Origin of the sequence: Caenibius sp. WL (assembly GCF_019803445.1) — a bacterium.
GTDB lineage: Bacteria > Pseudomonadota > Alphaproteobacteria > Sphingomonadales > Sphingomonadaceae > Caenibius.
In genome coordinates this window covers 902,819-920,768 of sequence record NZ_CP081844.1, presented here as the reverse complement: position 1 = coordinate 920,768, position 17,950 = coordinate 902,819, and the positions used below count along the sequence as shown (strand labels likewise).

The following is a 17,950-nucleotide window of genomic DNA, read 5'->3' as shown; positions in this document are numbered from 1 at the left end:
GATGCGGGTCCGTTTCATCGATCCCGAAGGCCACGAACATCTTGTCGAAGGCGAAGCCGGCGAAAGCGCGATGCGATGCGCCACGCGCGCGCTGATCCCCGGCGTGATCGGCGAATGCGGCGGCGCGATGGCCTGCGCCACCTGTCACTGCTACGCCATGCCGCCCGCAGGCGCATCGCTGCCCGAACCCAGCTCGCAGGAACGTGACATGATCGACGGCTGCATCGATATCCAGCCGACCAGCCGCCTGACCTGTCAGGTGGTGCTGGGGCCGGAACTGGAAGGGATCACGTTCATCGTCCCCGCTTCGCAAGTGTGAAGCGATGAACGGCATTCGCATCGCGATCAGCCTCACCGGAATCGAACATCTGACGGGCGATATCGGCGGCGTGCTCGATTTTGCGCGCATGGCCGATGCGGCGGGCGCGGACCAGCTTACCGTGTCCGAACATGTGGCGATGGGGCGGGAAATCGTCGGCTATCCCTATGGGCGCTATCCCTCGACAGTGGATGCCGGCTGGTACGAACCGGTGGCGCTGCTCTCCGCCGTGGCGGCGGTGACCGCGCGGGCGCGGCTTTCGACCGGCATCCTGATCGCGCCGTTGCGCCCGGCGGTGCTGCTGGCCAAACAACTCGCCACGCTCGATCATTTGTCACGCGGACGGCTGGAAATCGGGCTCGGCACCGGCTGGCAGAAAGCGGAATACGATGGCTGCGGCGTGCCTTTCGATGGACGCACCGCCTTGCTCGATGAGCAGGTGCAAGCGATGCGTGCGCTGTGGACGTCCGCGCCAGCCGATTTTGCCGGGCACCATGTGGCGTTCGATGGGCTGTATAGCCTGCCTTTCCCACATCAGACAGGCGGTGTGCCGATCTGGTTCGGTCTCGCACCCGGTCCACGCAACGTAGCGCGGATTGCGGATTATGGCGCGGGGTGGGCGCCGTGGTTCGGCCTGCCATCGGGCGATAGGGCACATGACGTACCCCGGGCCACTGCGCTGGAACAAATTGCCGAAGGCCGCGCGCGGATTCATGCCGCACTTGCCGAACGCGGGCGCGATCCCGCCCTTTTCGCAATCCGTGCGATGCCCGAACCGGTGCCGGGAGCAAACGGCTTCGATCTCGCCGCCACTCTCGCCCGTGCGGGAGACTATGCCGCGGCAGGGGCGACGCATCTGGAATTCGCCCCCGGCCTGTTTTGCCGGGACAGCAGCGAGCTGCCGGACGCGCTCACCGCGATCCTGGCGCTACGAGGCTGAAGGCTGCTGGCAAGCACTCAAGGTCATCTTTGCTTACCGCAATTTCGGGTCAGCAGGTAAACTCCCCCTGCCTCGAAATCATTCTAGGCGAAAACGCCCGTAACGCCTTATAGGCCCTTTCATGCTCGATCGGCGTTCGACCCTTGGCGGCATCGGTGGCCTTCTCGGCTCAGCCCTGCTTTCCGTCCCGGCGGCGGCCCGCCCAGCAACCAAGCCACCCCGGCTTCGCCCCGGCGATACCGTCGGCCTGATCGCCCCGGCCAGCCCCGATAGCGAACCGCTCCACCTCGAAGCGGTGCAGGACACCATCCGGGGCATGGGACTGGTGCCCAAATTCGGCCAGCATGCTGCAGATACGTTCGGTTATCTGGCAGGCACCGACAAGGATCGGGCGGCCGACATTCACGCCATGTTCGCCGACCGGACGGTGCGCGCAATTTTTACCCTGCGCGGCGGATGGGGCAGCGCGCGGCTGTTGCCTCTGCTCGACTGGGGTCTGATCCGGGCCAATCCCAAGCTGCTTGTCGGTTTCAGCGATGTGACGGCGCTTCACCTCGCTTTCGCGGCGCGGGCCGGTTTTGCCACGATCCACGCGCCCAACGCCGCCAATCACTGGGATGTGACCAGCTGGAACAGCTTTTGGCGCCTTGCTTTCAGTGGGGAAACGCCTCTGCTCGGCGGTATGGCGGGGGACGATACGACGCCAGCAGCCCGCATCACCACGATCCGCCCGGGCGAAGCCAGCGGCCGCTTGCTGGGCGGCAATCTCACGGTCCTCTCCACGCTGATGGGCACCCCGTGGCTTCCCGATTTCGATGGCGCGATCCTGTTTCTCGAAGATGTGGGCGAAGCGGAATATCGCATCGACCGCATGCTCAATCAGCTTGCGCTGGCAGGCGTGCTGGGGAAAGTCGCCGGGGTGATTTTCGGCCGGTGTTCGCGTTGCACTATCGGCCTGCCCGATTATGCGGGTTTCACTATGCCGCAGATTCTCGACCAGTATCTCGCCCCGCTTGGCGTTCCCGTCTTTGCCGACGCGAATATCGGCCATATCCGCGACCAGCTCAGCCTGCCGGTGGGTGCGCTGGTGCGGATGGACGCCGATGCCGGGACGATCCAGCTTCTCGAACCTATTGTGGCGAGCCTTCGACACGAATGATGGCCATAAGGCCACCTCGCCGGAGGGTTGGACCAATAAGGCAGACGTAGAGAGATGGTGGGACAATCGGTCCGCTATCGTCATCGTGCTTGGGCTGGCAATGGCGCGCGTCAAGGAGTTTCGTCTTGTCCGTCCGCATTGCCGTATCCCTGCTGTTACTGCTGGCGTTGACCGGCTGCGCGGACGACCGGCGGGAGGAACGCCTGCGCGCAGCGGGGCCCCGTCCAACGCTCCAGGCCTTGCTGAAAGTGGCCGACGCCAGCGTAGGGGCGCGGAAGTTCCGCCAATGCGCGGGATGCCACACGATCAGCAAAGGCGCCCCCGACACCGGCGGTCCCAATCTCCATGGTATCTTCGGGCAAGAGTTTGGCCGGAACAGTGCCCGCTTCGGTTATACCGCCGCGCTGCGCGATACCGGCCGCCGGTGGGATGCCCAGACGCTGGATGCGTGGATGGAAAACCCACAGAAAGTCGTCCCCGGCACCACCATGCAGTTCGGTGGCATGGCCGATCCGCTCGACCGGGCGGACCTGATCGCCTATCTGCGCAGCCGTTCGGACTAGACCGGACGCCTATTCCAACGCCGCATAGTCGGTGTAGCCTTCGGGCCCCGGCGTGTAGAGCGTTGCGGGATCGAAATCCGCTAGTGGCAGATCGTGCCGCATCCGGTGCACCAGATCGGGATTCGCGATGAACGGCCGCCCGAAGGAGAAGGCTGCGGCCACCCCATCCCGCAGCAACCGTTCGGCCCGTGGACGGGTCATACCTTCGTTCAGTATGAGATTGCCCGTCCATGCCTTCCGCGCGAGCGCAAGGCTGTCGACCTGCGGATTGGGGACATCGATCAGGTGCAGATAAGCAAGGCCGAGCGGTGCAGCGGCGGCCAGCAGGCAGCCATATGTCTCCACCGGAGCGTCATCATGGATATCGTTGAAGGGATTGCCTGGGCAGATTCGGAAACCCACTCTGTCCGCACCCACCGCACCGCACATCGCCTCCAGCGTTTCCACGATGAAGCGGATACGCGCCTGGGGCCCGCCGCCATAGCGATCCTGGCGCAGATTGGTGCCGGAAGAGAGGAACTGCGCGGGCAGGTAACCGCTGGTGCAATGCAGTTCCACCCCATCGAAGCCTGCTGTAATCGCGTTGCGCGATGCCGCGGCGAATTCCTCGATCACGCCCGGAATTTCCGCAAGCAGCAGTTCGCGCGGCTGATCGAAATCGGCCATGCCCGCGGCGGTGACGATCTGGCCCCGCGCGCGGATTGGTGACGGCCCCACCGTTTCCGCGTCCGCCCGTTTGTTCAGATGGCTGGCGATCCGGCCGACATGCATGATCTGGAGGACGATGCTTCCCCCCTCCGCATGGACGGCATCCGTAACCTCACGCCAGGCCGCAATCTGCCGCGCATCATAAATGCCCGGTGTACGGATGTAACCTTTCCCATGCGGGCTGGGATGCGTGCCTTCGCTGATGATAAGGCCAGCCGAAGCGCGCTGGCGGTAATAGTCCCGCATCAGCGCAGTGGCCGCTTCATCCTCGTCGGCGCGGCTTCGGGTCATCGGCGCCATCACGATGCGATTGCGCAGCATGATGGCACCCAGTGCAACCGGTTCGAACAAAGTCACCAGCCTACTGCCCCAGCCGCCGCGCATAATGGGCGGCCCGCTCCGCCTGCTGCGCCTTGCGCTGCGCGGGGGTAACGAATTGCGTCCCCTTGGGCAGCACCTGCTTCAGCCGCGCCAGCGGCACCACCTGAGCGCTACGCACCGCATTGCCTGGCGTCCCGCCGCCAGACATGGCCTGCCAGCGGATCGCCATCAGCCCCGCAGCATGGCCTTCGGGATCAAGCCAGTTATAGACGCCGGGATCGCGCTGCGAGACGACGAAAGTATATGTTCCATCGGCATTCGGCTTGGCCTGCGTGTTGTTCAGGCTGCTGGTGCGATTCGTGTATTCGTATGCGACGCCCCACGGATCGGTTATCTGAATCCCCAGCGATTTCGCACTTACGGCATCCAACGTTATGAGCAGCGCTTGATCGACCGCCAGATTGAAATATCCCCCGGACGACATACCCCGCCCACCGGGGCGAACCCTAGCTTGCTTTATCTGGTTCGGTTGGGCCCCATAAGTGTACTGGTTGAAATAGTTGAGCCAGTAGGGTGCCATCTGCGAAAGGATTGCCGTTGCCCGCTGCGCGATTTCATCATCGGTGCGGGCCGGACGGACAGCAGGGCCGCTGATACGTCGCACATCCAGCGCGACGGGGTTCTGCGTCCCCCAATCGGTGAACAAGTCGCGCACGATAAGCAGAAACTTTCCTTCGGCCGGCATCTGCATGTGATTGGCGCGGCCATTGGCCGGGCTGCTGTCGATCGTGATCGTAAACGTTCCATCCGCGGCGATCTGCATCGTGTCATTGTTCAGAGTTGCCACCTGCTGCCCGCCTTCCGGGCCCATAGCTCCCGTACCGGGGATGGAATCACGTAATTCGAAGTGCTGCTCCACCGGGCCCTGCCGTTCGAGTCGTCCATGAATCTCGTAACGTACCGCACCGTCGACCATGAGATTACGATAAACGTTATCCGGGTTTTCAATCCCATAGGCAGAGCGCGGAAACTGGATCCCAAACCAGTCATGCGGCGCATTGATGACCCAGAACACGCCCGGACGATCGGTATCCTCTCCTACTGCATATTGGGCAGCCGTCACCGCAATGGCGTGTGCCGCACGCTTGATAGTCGCCTTGCCGGTGGGCGTAGCACCTTGCGGATCGGCGCTATACAAGGCTTCCACCCGCCGAATTTCGGCCTGCAACACCGGGTGTTCCATGATGCGCAGCACGTGTTTCTCGAACGCGATCTGGCCCGGCGTCGCAAGCACGCCGCCAGAAGCCGATGTCTCCGCATGCAGTGGCGCCCCCGTCAGCGCGAGGCCTCCCGAACAGATTCCCTGCAATGCAAGACCAAGAGCCAGAACTATTTTCTTATGCGACATGATCTTTCTCCCTTCAGAAGCGCAGCCCCAGAGTGACACCGTAGGTCCGCGGGTCGGGGAAATAGGCGGTAATGAGATTCTGGAAGTTGGCGCCGTAGCTGATGAAGAAATTGGGATCCTTTTCATTCAGCAGGTTTTTGCCCCACAGCGATACCGAAGCGGTCGCCCCGCCGAGCGATAGCTCGCTCAATACCAGCCTTGCGTCGAGCAGGGTGCGGGTGGGCGTGCGGGTGAGCGCAGCGGCAGTTTGTGTTGGCGCCGTCGTCACCAGTGGCGATGCCGAAACATAGGATTTCGACACGAGATTGAGATCGGCGATGAGATTGAGCTTGCCCCAATCCGCCTCCAGCGCCGTCCAGTCCACGCTGGAGGACCATGTCCATTTGGGTGAATGGGTGAAGGCACGATTGTCCGCCACATCGACCCCGTTATCGATATAGCGCAGATACTTGCCGTGCAGATAGCCGACGCCCGTCTGCAATGTCAGGCGGTCGGTCGGGCGCAAGGTGGCCTCCACTTCGACTCCGCGAATCCGCGCCTTGCCCGCGTTCACCAGAATGCTAGCGGCGGAAAGGCCAGGCACGAACACCGAGAGTTGGAGATCGTCGACGTCATTCTGGAATGCAGCCACATTGAGTTGTAGTCTGTTGTTCAGCAGACGCGACTTGAAACCGATTTCGTATGTGTTCTGGACCTGCGGCCTGAAAATGCGCTGCACATCGGCGGTCGTGCTGGCGACTGCATTAAAGCCGCCACTACGATAGCCTTGGGTATAGCGCGCATAGGCATTGAAATTGGGGCTGAATTCATAAGCCAAGGATAGGGTTGGGGAAACTTTTTTAAACTTGGCCGCCGGGGTTGCACCTTCCGGCAGATCGACAACAACCAACGGACCCGCACCGGTAAGCCGCGCCAGATAGCGTTCCACCGTCTTTTTCTCATGCGTGTAGCGCAGGCCGCCGGTCAGTGTCAGAGCGTCGGTGAGCTTGTAGTCGAACTGCGCATAGGCAGCGTAGGCCTTAGTGGTGAAGCCGAAGCGCGAGTCTGTATTCGAAGCCCCGGAGAAGAAGGATTGCGGATTGAATACGAAGCCGTCATCCTCGAAATAGTAGCCGCCCACCACGTAATTCAGCCGCCCCGCCACACCGGTTAGCTGGAGTTCCTGGCTGAATTGCTTGTAGCGGGAATCACGGGAGGAGAACCCCAGCGAAGTCGGGGTACCATCGAGATCGAGCGTGTCACGATACTTTTGCTTGCGTAGCGCAGTTATCGATTTCAGCATACCCACATCGCCAAGATCAAGGGATGCCGTCAATGCATGCCCCCAGTTCTTCGCATATTCGAAGTTCGGGCTGTTGAAGCTGATGCTCTTCTGGCGTTTGCGGGATGTGACATAAGGTGCAATAGAGCCAGTTCCCAGAACCGTCTGCGCGGGGTTGGCCTGCTGGTCGTTGACGCTGATATCGAACACATAATCGAGAGTCAGGGCATCGCTCGGTTCGGCCCGAACCTGAATCATTCCACTCTTGGAATCGAGTGATCCGGCATTATCAGTGTTAGGATTGCCCAACACTTTGTAGAAGCCATCGCGCTTAGCGATCTGGCCCGACAACTTTACACTGAAAATGCCGAAGCGCGGCAGATCGAGCGTCCCACGCACACGCCGATAGTCATAGTTGCCATAGGACGCCTCGATCTTGCCGCCCAATTCTCCGCTCGGTTTCTTGGTAATGATGTTAAGCGCGCCTGCAACGGCATTACGGCCGTAAAGCGTACCTTGCGGGCCGCGTAGCACTTCGATCCGCTCGATATCGGCAACATCGAACAGCGAGCCTTGCGCCTTAGCGATATAGACTCCGTCGATATAAACACCGACCGAAGGTTCGAAATAGATTTGCGGATTGCCCTGCACCCCACCACGGATGGAGATGATCGGGGTTGTACGATTACCACCCGCCGTATCGACCTTGAGGTTGGGCGCCAACCCGCTGAGATTGGCAATCGAGGTGATTTCCCGCTTTTCCAGATAGGCGGGCGAAAGTGCGGAGATCGCGATCGGCACGTCCTGCAGATTCTGTTCGCGCTTTTGCGCGGTGACGATGATTTCCTCGATGCCGCCGCCATTCTCGCTGACAGTCTGGGCATAGAGCGGCGTGCTCAAAGCCGTCGTGACCAATGCGGCCAGCGTAATCGTTTTCGTCATATAGTCCTCCCTGCCGGATCGTTGCCGGTCACATCCAATTGAAACGGTTGTAGATTCCGCGCCTTCGTGCGGCGATTTGCGCCTGCCGCCCGGCAGCGGTGATGCGCTTCACACCAGCCGGGAGCCGGGCGAACAACGCGTCATGCGGAACCAGCGTCAGTTCGACTTCGGGCAGCGTCTCGGCGAAAATCCACCGCCGCCCCATCATCCCTTCCACGAAGCCCGCCGTATCCAGCCAGTTGGGTACGCCCGGATCTTCATGAGCGACGACAGCGATCAGTTCGCCATCGTCTTCCAGCACGGCCTGATGGATGTTCGTGCCGCTCAGCCGGTGGACATAATCCATGGTTTCCCACCATGGATTGTTGAATTCGATGTTCCAGTATTCGCATTTCGGCGGGCGGGTGCGCAGGATCAGCGCCTGACCCTGCGGGACGTTCCAGTAGCAGCACGCCGGATCGCCACCCGGTGTGGCATTCACCTTGTCCCCGGTCAGCGTGCGCCAGCTCACGAACTGATTCGGCGTCTTGCGGAACATATCCATCGTGTCCTGCCAGAAGCGGATGGTGTTCACGATCCAGTCACCGGTTTCACGCAAGCCTGCCATGATCTGCCCGGCTGCCGGCTCGCGCGGTGGGAAAGCCTCCCCCACCAGTTCAACCCGCGCTTGCATCGGCCGTTCGTTTTCCCAGTCGCCGAAGAACTGCCGGATGGTGACGCGGAAATCGCGTGGGGACAGCTTGATCCAGTTTCCGGGATGGGGTGTCGCGCTGAGAATGATCTCAAAGCTGCCGTCCGGCTCACTTTTCAGGTCGCGCCCGAACAGCGCCGCACCCATACCACCGCCCCATGGCGTGGGCCCGCGTTCCACTGTCGTTATCGAAAGATGCCTGGCCGACCCGCGATTGCCGTAAAGGCGATAGGTGTGCGCCGCATCGACCGCGAAACCGAGGTAGAGCGCGCTCTGATTGTCCCCGCCCTGCTTGCGGTCCGGCCCCATGTAACGGAACAGTTCGGGATGCTGCGGATCGTTGTTATGGATGTGGAACGCCAGACCAAGCGACAGATTGCTGAGAATGTGCAGCAGACCAGCCGCGCGGTCGAGCGGGCGGCGGGCAGAGCTGCGCGTGAAAGCGAGATTCGCCGCTTCCTGAATCCGGTGGAGAACGGCATTGAATTCGGCAAGCAAAGCCGCATCGCCACCCGCCGCAGTGGCAGCCTGGGCACCCGCGCTGCCGAGCAGGCCCGTCAATCCGGCAAAAGCCACTGCCCCGCCACCGGCAAATAGCCCACGGCGGGAAAGATCCCAGATATCTCCCGATGCGTCTTCCATGTTCGCTCTCCCCAAGGAGCAGATGAAGACCCGCCCCTTGGGGAGAAGCTGATAGAAAAATAACTTATTAGCAAGTAGAAAATTTACCGCATGCCGTAAGGCTTGGAATCTAGCGGATTATTAGGCATACACTCCAGAAATTTCTCAGTTTCAAAAATTCAGTTAAATTGTCAGCAATTAAATTTATTGTCACGTGGAGCCCTGCGCCGAGTCAGGCTCATACAACCGGCTTAGGCGCAACCACTCACGCTCAAAGGCAATCGCATGGCCTCACCACCCAAGGCGCGATGAGGCATGATTTGGGTATCAGCAGGCAGCATCGCCCGTCCGGGAGCCCCGGACAGGGTGCTCAGGCACCCGCCAGGAACTGCGGCCGCGCGCTTACGCTGCGCCCAGCACAGTCGAGCAACAAAGGTTCGGTATGCAACCGGTCAGAAACTGACCGTCAGACCCGCAGTGTAGTATTTGGGTGCCAGATTGCCCTTCAGCCTGACTTTCGGCAGCAGCGGCATCGCAACGGTCGCATAAGGGCGAGTATGAGCACTGCTCACGCGCAGACCCGCGCCGATAGTGAACGACGCCGGAATTGTGTAGGCGGCTTCCACGCGGCCATAGGCACGGGCGCCGCCATTGCGAAGGAACACCCCCGCGCCCGGCGTCAGACTGAAGCCCGCCAGATCGAGCGCGTAGGTCACGCCAAGTTCGCTCCCCCAATGGCCGTCAGCACGCCCGTAGCCTGCCTCAACCCCGATCCCTTCGGCGTGGGCTGGCGCGGCAACGGCGCCCAATGCCGCCACGAAGGCAAGTCCTGATATGTAGAATTTCATTGATGCACCGATGCTCCTTTCCACCGATGCGGCTACGCGACCGCCTAAAGGTTAACAAGCGAGGGAAGGTGAACCGAGTCCTGACTGCGTTTGACGGAGCGGGAAGCGCCCCTTACGGTGCAGCGGACCGCTCAGGTTCCGCCAGAAGAAACGCGATATCCGAGCCAACGCGCATATCATCCTCGGCCCCGAAGCTCTGCTTCCGCAGCCGCCCCTGCCGATCAATCAGCACCAGTGTCGGCGTGCCCTGCATACCGTAGGCCACCATGGTCCTGGGAATAGGCCCGCTCTCGCCCGGAGTATCGACACCGATCGGGAAAGTGAGCTGATATTCATGGATGAACGCTTCGAGAGCCACCGGCGTCATCGCCTGATGGTGTTCGAAGACCGTATGCAGCCCGACGACAGCCACATGTGCGGGATCGAACAGCCGCGCGATGCGTGACGCTTGGGGCAAGCCAAGCTGGACGCATCCCGGGCAAAGCATCTGAAAGGCATGCATCGCGATCACACGGCCTCGAAAGTCGGCCGGGGAGAGAGCCCGCTCGCTGTTGAACCATTGGCTGACCTGCCATGGGGGCGCGAGCGCAAACGCAGTCTGACCCATCGAACCTCTTCCCCATCCATGGCGCTAAAGCTCGGCGACCGGATGAAACTCTCCTAGCAGAAAAGATACCGCTTTCCCGGTGCTGGCAAAAGACAATGCTTCCTGTGGCAGATTTCAAAAATTTTGCCGTCAACACAGGAGTTGTTCTATTGCCCGGCTGAACGAGACAACCGGTGGGCAGTGGATAGGATGAAGTGGCATTGGGCAGTTGGGGTCATGCTTGCCCTGATACCGGTTGCCGCATCAGGGCAAACGCTCCAGCCGTTGAACGCCAAGGGATGCCTTGACGCAACGGAAGCCGGCGCCACCGTTACGGTAGCAGGGCGGTTGACGGAGCACCTGTTTGCAGGCCCCCCGAATTACGCGAGCATCGCGCAGGGCGACGCCAAGGAAAAAGCCTTCATTCTCGAACTGCCACGGAGAATCTGCTTCGCCGATGGAGAATTCGCGGACGGCAGCGAGCAATTCGACCGCGTGCATGTGAGCGCTATGGATGAAGGGCTACGCCGTGTCCTGCGCGCGAGTGTCGGCCGCGATGTCGTGCTCATGGGGGAGGCGATGGGCTCGCATACCGGCCATCATCACGCCCCCATGGTTCTGTTCGCGCGGTCCATCACGGTGCGCTGACAGGCCCCGTTACCACGCGATCAGGGCTTCTCGCCCACGCGCAACTGGTAACTGCCCAAAGTGCGCTCCTCCCCTGCGCTTGTCGCGCGCACGATATAGTCCCCGCTCTCTTCGGGCGTGAACAGGAGGAATGCGTTTACATCATCCCCTCCATCATCGTCCTGCGCGAGCGGTTCGGAGCTGTAGCGCCCGCTGGCCGGATAGACTTCAATCAGCGGATCGAGCTTGTCCTTCTCGCCGTCCAGGAACAGGAAGACCTGCTTGCCGGCCTGGAAATGGAACACATAATCGTCCACCCGGCGCCCCTGCACCTCTCCGTCCGTCGTCGTCAGCGCACCGCTATAGTGCTTGAAGCTGACAGTGCTGGCGCCCTCGGCTTTCGGCCGCACAGGGGCGGGGAGAGGCGCGAGATCCCGCACTTTCAGCACATAGGAACCCTTAGAATCGCTGACCGCCGACACACGCAGCCGGTATGTCCCGCTGCGCTGGGGCACGAACTCCAGATAGGCATTGGTCCCGTCACCGCCATCATCGTCTTCGGCGAGCATTTCATCGTTGTCGTCTGCGAAGGACAGGCGCAGCGCCGGATCGAAATCCTCAGACTCCGCGCTGAAAGCATAACGCTGCCCCGCTTCGAGCGCCATCGTGCGCACCTGATAGGGCTGGCTGCCCTCCTTGGGGCTCTTGCTGTCCAACTGACCGGGAAATTGCCGTTCGTTCTGCTGAGCCTGCGCTGCCACGCCGACAGCCAGTGCGGCAGACGCCACCGCAATCTTCAACAAACCCATTTTTACCCGCGAAACGCGCATAGTCCTGCCCAAAAATCAGCTCCTGCTTGCTGGTCTGTCGGGCGCTCTGCCACCAAACGCCTTGCATGGCAAAATTATAGAAGCCGGCAACGTCTTTTCAGGCAATTTCGCTAAGCGCCTGCATGCTGATCGATAAACGCGCGCCATCCGCCCAGCGCCGTGATGTCCCGCGCCCTATCCGTCGCACGCGGTTCCGCGACGAAGCCTTTTACACTCGATCCATCGGCCAACGTGACCGTGCCGATGGCGAGCGGCGGCGGCACTTCGGCAACGAAGCTGCCGAATGCGGCCATATCCAGTTCGTATATCTCGACTGCGATGGCCGCGCCTTGCCGATCGTGGATCAGCGCGGGCTTGGGCGGCACGCTGTCCGCCATGGCATAGAGACGGTAAGTCGGCGCGGTTTCGGTGGCCACGACGAAACGCGCATCGCGCGACGTCAATTGCCAATGTAGCGGCATATCCTTGAGATGCGCGCCGACGACGGCGAGTTTCACGGTATCCATGCGGTCTCCAAGGTCGAGAGGGGGTACGGGCGGCAAAGCGGCGGCGGCGAGATAGCGCTGGCCTGCCTCCAGCAGCGCATGATCGGTCCAGGCAGGGCCCATCAGAGTGAGACCGAAGCCGGTCCCGTTATGACGATACCCGGCGGGCAATGCCAAGGCCGCCATGTCCAGCAGATTGACGAAATTGGTATAGAGTCCCAGCAGACTGTTGAGCGCGATGGGCGCGGCCTGCATTTCGCGGATGCGGTAAGTGGTCGGCGCGGTCGGCAGAGCCAGCATATCGACCGTTTCCCACAGCCGTTCCGCTTCGCGCTGAAGTTCGGCGAGGCGGTAATGGCCTTCGAACACCGCCACACCGCTGACCACCAGACCGCCTTCGACAATCCCCCGCACGGTGGGATCGATAGCGCCCGGATTACTGGCCAGCATTGGCGCAAGCGCCGCCGTGCGCTCAGCCACCCAAGGGCCGCCATAGAGCAATTCCGCCGCTTGCGAGAGCGGGGTCAGATCGATTTCGACGAGTTCTGCCCCCATGCTCTGCAAAGCTTCCAAAGCCTTGTCATAGAGAAAAGCGGATTCGCCGTCGCCGCACCATTGCCGCTGTGCAAGGCGCGGCACGCCGATGCGCTGCGGGGTGGCAGGGTGGTTCTCCAGACGGCGCGAGTAAGCGTCAGCCGGATCGAAGCCGGCAACCACCTCATCCACCAGTCGGGCATCCTCCAGCGTGTGGCTGAACACAGAAATGCAATCGAGCGAGCGGCAGGCGGGCACCAGCCCGGCAGTGCTCCAGCGGCCCTTGGTCGGCTTCATCCCGATCAGCCCGTTGAACACGGCGGGTACCCGGCCCGAACCGGCGGTGTCGGTGCCGAGCGCAAGCGGAACCAGCCCGGCCGCCACTACCACGGCCGAACCGGAACTGGACCCCCCGCTGATATAGGTCCGGTTGAACACGCAGGCTGGCGTGCCGAACGGGCTGCGGGTGCCGTTGAGGCCGGTGGCGAACTGATCGAGATTGGTCTTGCCGATGCACACCGCGCCCGCCGCGATCATCCGTTCGACCGCATGAGCGTGGCCCTGCGGCACATAGGCGAAATCGGGGCAGGCGGCGGTGGTCGGCAGCCCGGCCACATCAATATTGTCCTTCACCGCGAACGGGACGCCCGCCAGCGGCAGCGCCTCCCCCGCCCCGATCCGGGCGTCCACCCTGCGTGCCATGGTAAGGATATCGTCATCGGCAAAGCGGCTGATCCACGCCTGCGGCTGGATCGTATCGTAAGCGCGGATGCGTTCCAGCGCCACTGCGGCGACGGCAAGCGCGCTTGTCCGCCCCTTGCCGACAGCCTCCACAATGGCGCTGGCAGTCAGAGGTGCCCCGCTCATGCCGGTTCGATCGCCAGCATCGGATGGCCGGGGCCGACCGGCTGACGCTCCGTCACATAGACCTTGCGCACCGTGCCGCTGACCGGGCTGACCACCGGGCATTCCATTTTCATCGCTTCGATGATCGCCACCACCTCGCCTTCCCGCACTTGCACGCCTTCGGCGGTGGCCAGCTTCCACAGGCTACCGCCGAAAGGGGCCTCCACCAGTTCGCTGCCATCCGGCACATCGATGGCCGCGCCCTCGTCCCCACCCGCGCCGTCATCGCTCAACGCGGCAACCCGGTCGAATTCCCCATCGCGTTCCCATGCCGCGCGTTCGGCATCAAAAGCGGCTTCGCGGGTCTGCTGGAAAGCGGCGATGCTCTCCGCGTTTTCAGCCAGGAACGCGCGGTAATCGGCGAGGCGGAACGTCTCCTCCTCAATCCGGATGGCGCGCCGCCCGGCGGGGAAATCGCGCCGCCATTCGGTCAGTTCCTCATGGCTGACGGGAAAGAATTTGATCCGGTCGAAGAAGCGCAGCAGCCACGGCTTGCCTTCACGAAAGGCGTCGGTCTGCCGCCAGCTGTTCCACACCTGGATCGTACGGCCGAACAACTGATAGCCGCCCGGCCCCTCCATTCCGTAGATACACATATAAGCGCCGCCAATGCCCACCACGTTGGGCGGGGTCCAGGTACGGGCTGGATTGTATTTGGTGGTGACAAGCCGATGGCGCGGATCGACCGGCGTCGCCACTGGCGCGCCGAGATAGACGTCACCCAGCCCCATCACGAGATAATCTGCATCGAACACGATCCGCTTGACGTCCTCGATAGAGGCCAACCCGTTCACCCGGCGGATGAACTCGATATTGTCCGGGCACCACGGTGCATCGTCGCGCACCGATTGGATGTATTTGTCGATGGTCTGATAGATCGCCGGGTCCTGCCACGACAGCGGCAGGTGGACGACGCGTGAAGGGATGGCGAAATCGTCCAGAGTCCCCAGCCGCTCCTCCGCCGCGATCAGCGCTGCCAGCAGTTCTGCCTGCGAAAGCTGGCGGCTGTCATAATGGACCTGCAACGAGCGGATGCCGGGCGTCACATCGACGATACCGGGCAAGGCCAGCCGCTCCAATTCCAGCATCAGGGCATGGATACGCAGCCGCAGTTCGAGATCGAGCACGATGGGCCCGTATTCAACCAGCAGGTGCTGATCGCCCTGCCGGCGATAGCAGGCTTCGGGCCGCACGCCCGCGCCGGGAATGCGATGGAGCACCGGATCGCCCAGTTGCGGCTGTTGCAGGGCCGGTGCAGGTGCGGTGCGGCCCGCGATCAGTGCGTCCTGCGCCGCCAGGGCTTCGGCTGCCACTTCATCGCTGACAGGCACGAAACTGATCGCATCGCCCGGCGCAAGCTGGCCGACTTTCCACAAATCGGCCGCGATCACCACGAACGGGCAGACAAAACCGCCCAGCGATGGGCCATCCGGGCCGAGGATAATCGGCATGTCACCGGTGAAATCAACCGCGCCGATAGCATAGGCGTTGTCGTGAATGTTAGAGGGGTGCAGCCCCGCCTCACCCCCGTCCTTACGCGCCCATTGCGGCTTCGGCCCGATCAGGCGGACGCCGGTGCGATTGGAATTGTAATGCACCTTCCACTGCGTCGAACGCAGCATGGCGATATCGTCGTCGGTGAAGAAATCGGGGGCACCATGCGGCCCATAAAGCACGCGAATCTGCCATGCCTTGCCAATTTCCGGCAGTTCCACGGGCAGGCGGTCTCTGGCGGGAACGGGCGACGAGGCAGAAGCGAGATGCAGCGTATCGCCTGTCATCACCGCACGCCCGGCATGGCCGCCGAACTCACCCAAGGTAAACGCGCTGCGGCTGCCGAGATAGAGCGGCACGTCGAGCCCGCCCGCTACCAGCAGATAGCCGCGAATACCCCCGCCAGCAACGCGCCCGATCCGCAGCGTCTGGCCCGGCGCGACATCGAAGGGCTGATAGCGCTCCACCGGATCGCCATCCAGCGTCGCGCCGAACTCCGCGCCGGTCAGGCACAAGCGCGCCGCCGCGTTGAATTGCAATGTCGGCCCGGCAGCGGTGAATTCCAGCCCGGCCGCATCCTCTGCATTACCGAGCAGGCTGTTACCGAGGCGGAAGGACAGGGCATCCATCGGGCCCGATGGCGGCACGCCGACATCCCACAGGCCGACCCGGCCCGGATAGTCCTGCACCGTAGTCGCCGCGCCGCCCGACAGCACGCGGACAGTTGCGGGGGCATAGGGAATATCAGCCAGCGCCCGGGTCGAAACCTGCCCGCTAACGAAGGGCTGGGACCGCACCACCGTGCGCAGCCAATCGAGATTGGTTTCGATCCCGGCGATGCGCGTTTCATCAAGCGCGGCCTGCATCGCCCGCACCGCCTGCTCGCGATCCGGTGCGGTGACGATCAGCTTGGCCAGCATCGGATCGTACCATGCGGAGACTTCGGAGCCGCTTTCCACCCAGCCATCGACGCGCGGCCCCTCAGGAAAGGCGACTTCGATCAGTCGGCCGGAACTGGGCCGGTAATCCTGCGCCGGGTCTTCGGCATAGAGGCGGACCTGGATCGACGCGCCTTGCGGCCTGGCTTCGAACCCATCCAGAAACGTGAAATCGCCCGCTGCGCCCCGGATCATCCAGGCGACAAGGTCGACGCCCGTCACCTGCTCAGTCACGCCGTGTTCGACTTGCAGACGGGTATTCACTTCAAGGAAGAAGAAATCGTCCCGCTGCGCATCATAGAGGAATTCAACCGTCCCGGCGGAGCGGTACTGCGCCCCCGCCGTCAACCGCACCGCTGCTTCGATCATCGCCGCGCGCGTCGCCGCGGGCAGATGCGGGGCAGGCGTTTCCTCCACCACTTTCTGATTGCGCCGCTGGAGCGAGCAATCACGCTCCCCCAGCGCTACCACATGGCCCCGACCATCGCCAAAAACCTGCACTTCGATATGGCGGGCACGAGCGACGTAGCGTTCGAGGAACACCCCGCCATCGCCAAAATTCCCCGCCCCCAGCCGCGCCACGGTGGCAAAGCCATCGCGGATATCGGCCTCGTCGGCGCAGATCTTCATCCCGATCCCGCCGCCGCCCGCTGTGGCCTTAAGGATCACCGGATAGCCGATGTCCGCCGCCGCGCTGATCGCCGCCGCTTCGTCAGTCAGCAGGTCGGTACCGGGGGCCAGCGGCACGCCATGCGCCGCGGCCAGTGCCCGAGCGGTGTGCTTCAAACCAAAAGTGCGGATATTGTCCGGCGTCGGACCGATGAACGCAATTCCGGCGGCTTCGCAGGCTTCGGCAAAGGCCGTGTTTTCCGACAGGAAGCCATAACCGGGATGGATCGCCTGCGCTCCCGTCGTCCGTGCCGCTGCCAGAATCGCATCGACGTTGAGATAGCTTTCGGCGGCAGGGGCCGGGCCGACGCAGATCGCCTCGTCCGCTTCGACGACATGGCGCGATCCCGCATCCGCTTCGCTGAACACGGCGACCGAGCCGATACCCATTTGCCGGAGCGTTCGGATAATGCGGCAAGCGATAGCGCCGCGATTGGCAATCAGAACCTTGCTGAACATTATTGCGCCACCACCATGCGCACCGGCGTCGGATTGAAACCGTTGCAAGGGTTGTTGATCTGCGGGCAGTTGGAGACGACGACGACCACATCCATTTCCGCGCGCAGATCGACCGTCAGGCCCGGGGCGGAAATCCCATCGACGATGCCCAGCGTCCCATCGGCTTCCACCGGCACGTTCATGAAGAAATTGATGTTGGACACCATGTCACGCTTGTTGCGGCCCGCGCGAACGTTGGCGTCGAGGAAATTGTCGACGCAGGAATGCTGCGCCTTGGTGTGATGGCCATAGCGCAGCGTGTTGGATTCGCAGGAGCACGCCCCGCCGATGGTGTCGTGATAATCCACCGACGTGCCAGTGATCGTCATCATCGGGCGGCCTTCGTTGGACAGCAGCACCGAGCCGGTGCGCAGGAAGATGTTGCGCTGCCCGGCAATCGTATCCTGCGCGCTGTAGCGTTCGGCATCGTCATCGGCGGCATAGGCCAGGAAATCGACCGCCTGGTTGCCCTCCATATCGACGATGCGCAGCGTTTGCCCGGCTTTGATCGTGTGCATCCAAGGCGCGCGGGCCGGGACCACCTCATCGTGAACGATCGTGCCGGGAAGCCCGGCGGTTGCAAGTTGGTCGGTCATGGCTCT

At 62.5% G+C, this 17,950-nt stretch carries 15 protein-coding genes; 5 read left to right on the top strand and 10 right to left on the bottom strand.

Annotated elements, in window-relative coordinates:
- Position 1 precedes the first annotated feature (1 nt).
- The 4 genes from K5X80_RS04405 to K5X80_RS04390 all read left to right on the top strand — a co-directional run bounded on the left by K5X80_RS04405 (position 2) and on the right by K5X80_RS04390 (position 2,981).
- Complete coding sequence (locus K5X80_RS04405; RefSeq protein ID WP_222559633.1) at positions 2–319, top strand: 2Fe-2S iron-sulfur cluster-binding family protein; 318 nt, start codon at positions 2–4, stop codon at positions 317–319.
- A 4-nt stretch (positions 320–323) separates the two neighbouring features.
- Positions 324–1,259 (top strand): TIGR03619 family F420-dependent LLM class oxidoreductase, encoded by a 936-nt coding sequence (locus tag K5X80_RS04400; protein WP_222559632.1) that lies wholly within the window; start codon positions 324–326, stop codon positions 1,257–1,259.
- A 121-nt stretch (positions 1,260–1,380) separates the two neighbouring features.
- Positions 1,381–2,418, top strand: coding sequence for a S66 peptidase family protein (locus K5X80_RS04395; protein WP_222559631.1), 1,038 nt, complete (start codon positions 1,381–1,383; stop codon positions 2,416–2,418).
- Between the two features lie 125 nt (positions 2,419–2,543).
- Positions 2,544–2,981 carry a c-type cytochrome gene (locus K5X80_RS04390; RefSeq protein ID WP_222559630.1) on the top strand — a complete coding sequence of 146 codons (438 nt, stop codon included), beginning with the start codon at positions 2,544–2,546 and terminating at the stop codon, positions 2,979–2,981.
- 9 nt (positions 2,982–2,990) lie between these two features.
- Here the strand turns inward: K5X80_RS04390 and K5X80_RS04385 are convergent, their stop codons facing one another.
- The 6 genes from K5X80_RS04385 to K5X80_RS04360 all read right to left on the bottom strand — a co-directional run bounded on the left by K5X80_RS04385 (position 2,991) and on the right by K5X80_RS04360 (position 10,388).
- A complete protein-coding gene (locus K5X80_RS04385) occupies positions 2,991–4,046 on the bottom strand; it encodes an alkene reductase (protein ID WP_261390632.1) in 1,056 nt (351 codons plus the stop codon).
- Between the two features lie 4 nt (positions 4,047–4,050).
- On the bottom strand, positions 4,051–5,457 hold the full coding sequence (locus K5X80_RS04380) for a DUF1214 domain-containing protein (RefSeq protein WP_222559628.1): 1,407 nt from the start codon (positions 5,455–5,457) through the stop codon (positions 4,051–4,053).
- Entirely contained in the window at positions 5,432–7,621 is a 2,190-nt protein-coding gene (locus K5X80_RS04375) for a TonB-dependent receptor (RefSeq protein ID WP_222559627.1), read from the bottom strand. The genes K5X80_RS04380 and K5X80_RS04375 overlap by 26 nt, the downstream gene beginning before the upstream one ends.
- Before the next feature lie 28 nt (positions 7,622–7,649).
- Positions 7,650–8,954 carry a DUF1214 domain-containing protein gene (locus tag K5X80_RS04370; protein ID WP_222559626.1) on the bottom strand — a complete coding sequence of 435 codons (1,305 nt, stop codon included), beginning with the start codon at positions 8,952–8,954 and terminating at the stop codon, positions 7,650–7,652.
- A gap of 431 nt (positions 8,955–9,385) precedes the next feature.
- The gene (locus K5X80_RS04365; RefSeq protein WP_222559625.1) at positions 9,386–9,781 is read right to left on the bottom strand and encodes a hypothetical protein; all 396 of its coding nucleotides are present in this window, start codon (positions 9,779–9,781) and stop codon (positions 9,386–9,388) included.
- Positions 9,782–9,893: 112 nt separating this feature from the next.
- The gene (locus tag K5X80_RS04360; protein WP_222559624.1) at positions 9,894–10,388 is read right to left on the bottom strand and encodes a peroxiredoxin family protein; all 495 of its coding nucleotides are present in this window, start codon (positions 10,386–10,388) and stop codon (positions 9,894–9,896) included.
- Positions 10,389–10,652: 264 nt separating this feature from the next.
- Between K5X80_RS04360 and K5X80_RS04355 the strand changes: the two genes are divergently transcribed.
- Entirely contained in the window at positions 10,653–11,015 is a 363-nt protein-coding gene (locus K5X80_RS04355) for a DUF4431 domain-containing protein (RefSeq protein WP_222559623.1), read from the top strand.
- Positions 11,016–11,035: 20 nt separating this feature from the next.
- On the opposite strand, the gene K5X80_RS04350 is transcribed toward K5X80_RS04355, so the two are convergent.
- The 4 genes from K5X80_RS04350 to K5X80_RS04335 form a co-directional block, all read right to left on the bottom strand.
- Positions 11,036–11,803 (bottom strand): hypothetical protein, encoded by a 768-nt coding sequence (locus K5X80_RS04350; RefSeq protein ID WP_222559622.1) that lies wholly within the window; start codon positions 11,801–11,803, stop codon positions 11,036–11,038.
- A 131-nt stretch (positions 11,804–11,934) separates the two neighbouring features.
- A complete protein-coding gene (atzF, locus tag K5X80_RS04345) occupies positions 11,935–13,710 on the bottom strand; it encodes an allophanate hydrolase (protein WP_222559621.1) in 1,776 nt (591 codons plus the stop codon).
- Complete coding sequence (uca, locus tag K5X80_RS04340; RefSeq protein WP_222559620.1) at positions 13,707–17,309, bottom strand: urea carboxylase; 3,603 nt, start codon at positions 17,307–17,309, stop codon at positions 13,707–13,709. The genes atzF and uca overlap by 4 nt, the downstream gene beginning before the upstream one ends.
- Positions 17,309–17,944 carry an urea amidolyase associated protein UAAP2 gene (locus K5X80_RS04335; protein ID WP_222559619.1) on the bottom strand — a complete coding sequence of 212 codons (636 nt, stop codon included), beginning with the start codon at positions 17,942–17,944 and terminating at the stop codon, positions 17,309–17,311. Before K5X80_RS04335 ends, uca begins: the two co-directional genes overlap by 1 nt.
- Between the last annotated feature and the right edge of the window lie 6 nt (positions 17,945–17,950).

What these genes read in the sequence shown, in the direction of transcription:
- atzF (WP_222559621.1), bottom strand. Translation starts at nt 13,710, where the DNA reads ATGAGCGGGGCACCTCTGACTGCCAGCGCCATTGTGGAGGCTGTCGGC.
- K5X80_RS04395 (WP_222559631.1), top strand. Translation starts at nt 1,381, where the DNA reads ATGCTCGATCGGCGTTCGACCCTTGGCGGCATCGGTGGCCTTCTCGGC.
- uca (WP_222559620.1), bottom strand. Translation starts at nt 17,309, where the DNA reads ATGTTCAGCAAGGTTCTGATTGCCAATCGCGGCGCTATCGCTTGCCGC.
- K5X80_RS04335 (WP_222559619.1), bottom strand. Translation starts at nt 17,944, where the DNA reads ATGACCGACCAACTTGCAACCGCCGGGCTTCCCGGCACGATCGTTCAC.
- K5X80_RS04400 (WP_222559632.1), top strand. Translation starts at nt 324, where the DNA reads ATGAACGGCATTCGCATCGCGATCAGCCTCACCGGAATCGAACATCTG.
- K5X80_RS04350 (WP_222559622.1), bottom strand. Translation starts at nt 11,803, where the DNA reads ATGGGTTTGTTGAAGATTGCGGTGGCGTCTGCCGCACTGGCTGTCGGC.
- K5X80_RS04365 (WP_222559625.1), bottom strand. Translation starts at nt 9,781, where the DNA reads ATGAAATTCTACATATCAGGACTTGCCTTCGTGGCGGCATTGGGCGCC.
- K5X80_RS04375 (WP_222559627.1), bottom strand. Translation starts at nt 7,621, where the DNA reads ATGACGAAAACGATTACGCTGGCCGCATTGGTCACGACGGCTTTGAGC.
- K5X80_RS04360 (WP_222559624.1), bottom strand. Translation starts at nt 10,388, where the DNA reads ATGGGTCAGACTGCGTTTGCGCTCGCGCCCCCATGGCAGGTCAGCCAA.
- K5X80_RS04370 (WP_222559626.1), bottom strand. Translation starts at nt 8,954, where the DNA reads ATGGAAGACGCATCGGGAGATATCTGGGATCTTTCCCGCCGTGGGCTA.
- K5X80_RS04405 (WP_222559633.1), top strand. Translation starts at nt 2, where the DNA reads ATGCGGGTCCGTTTCATCGATCCCGAAGGCCACGAACATCTTGTCGAA.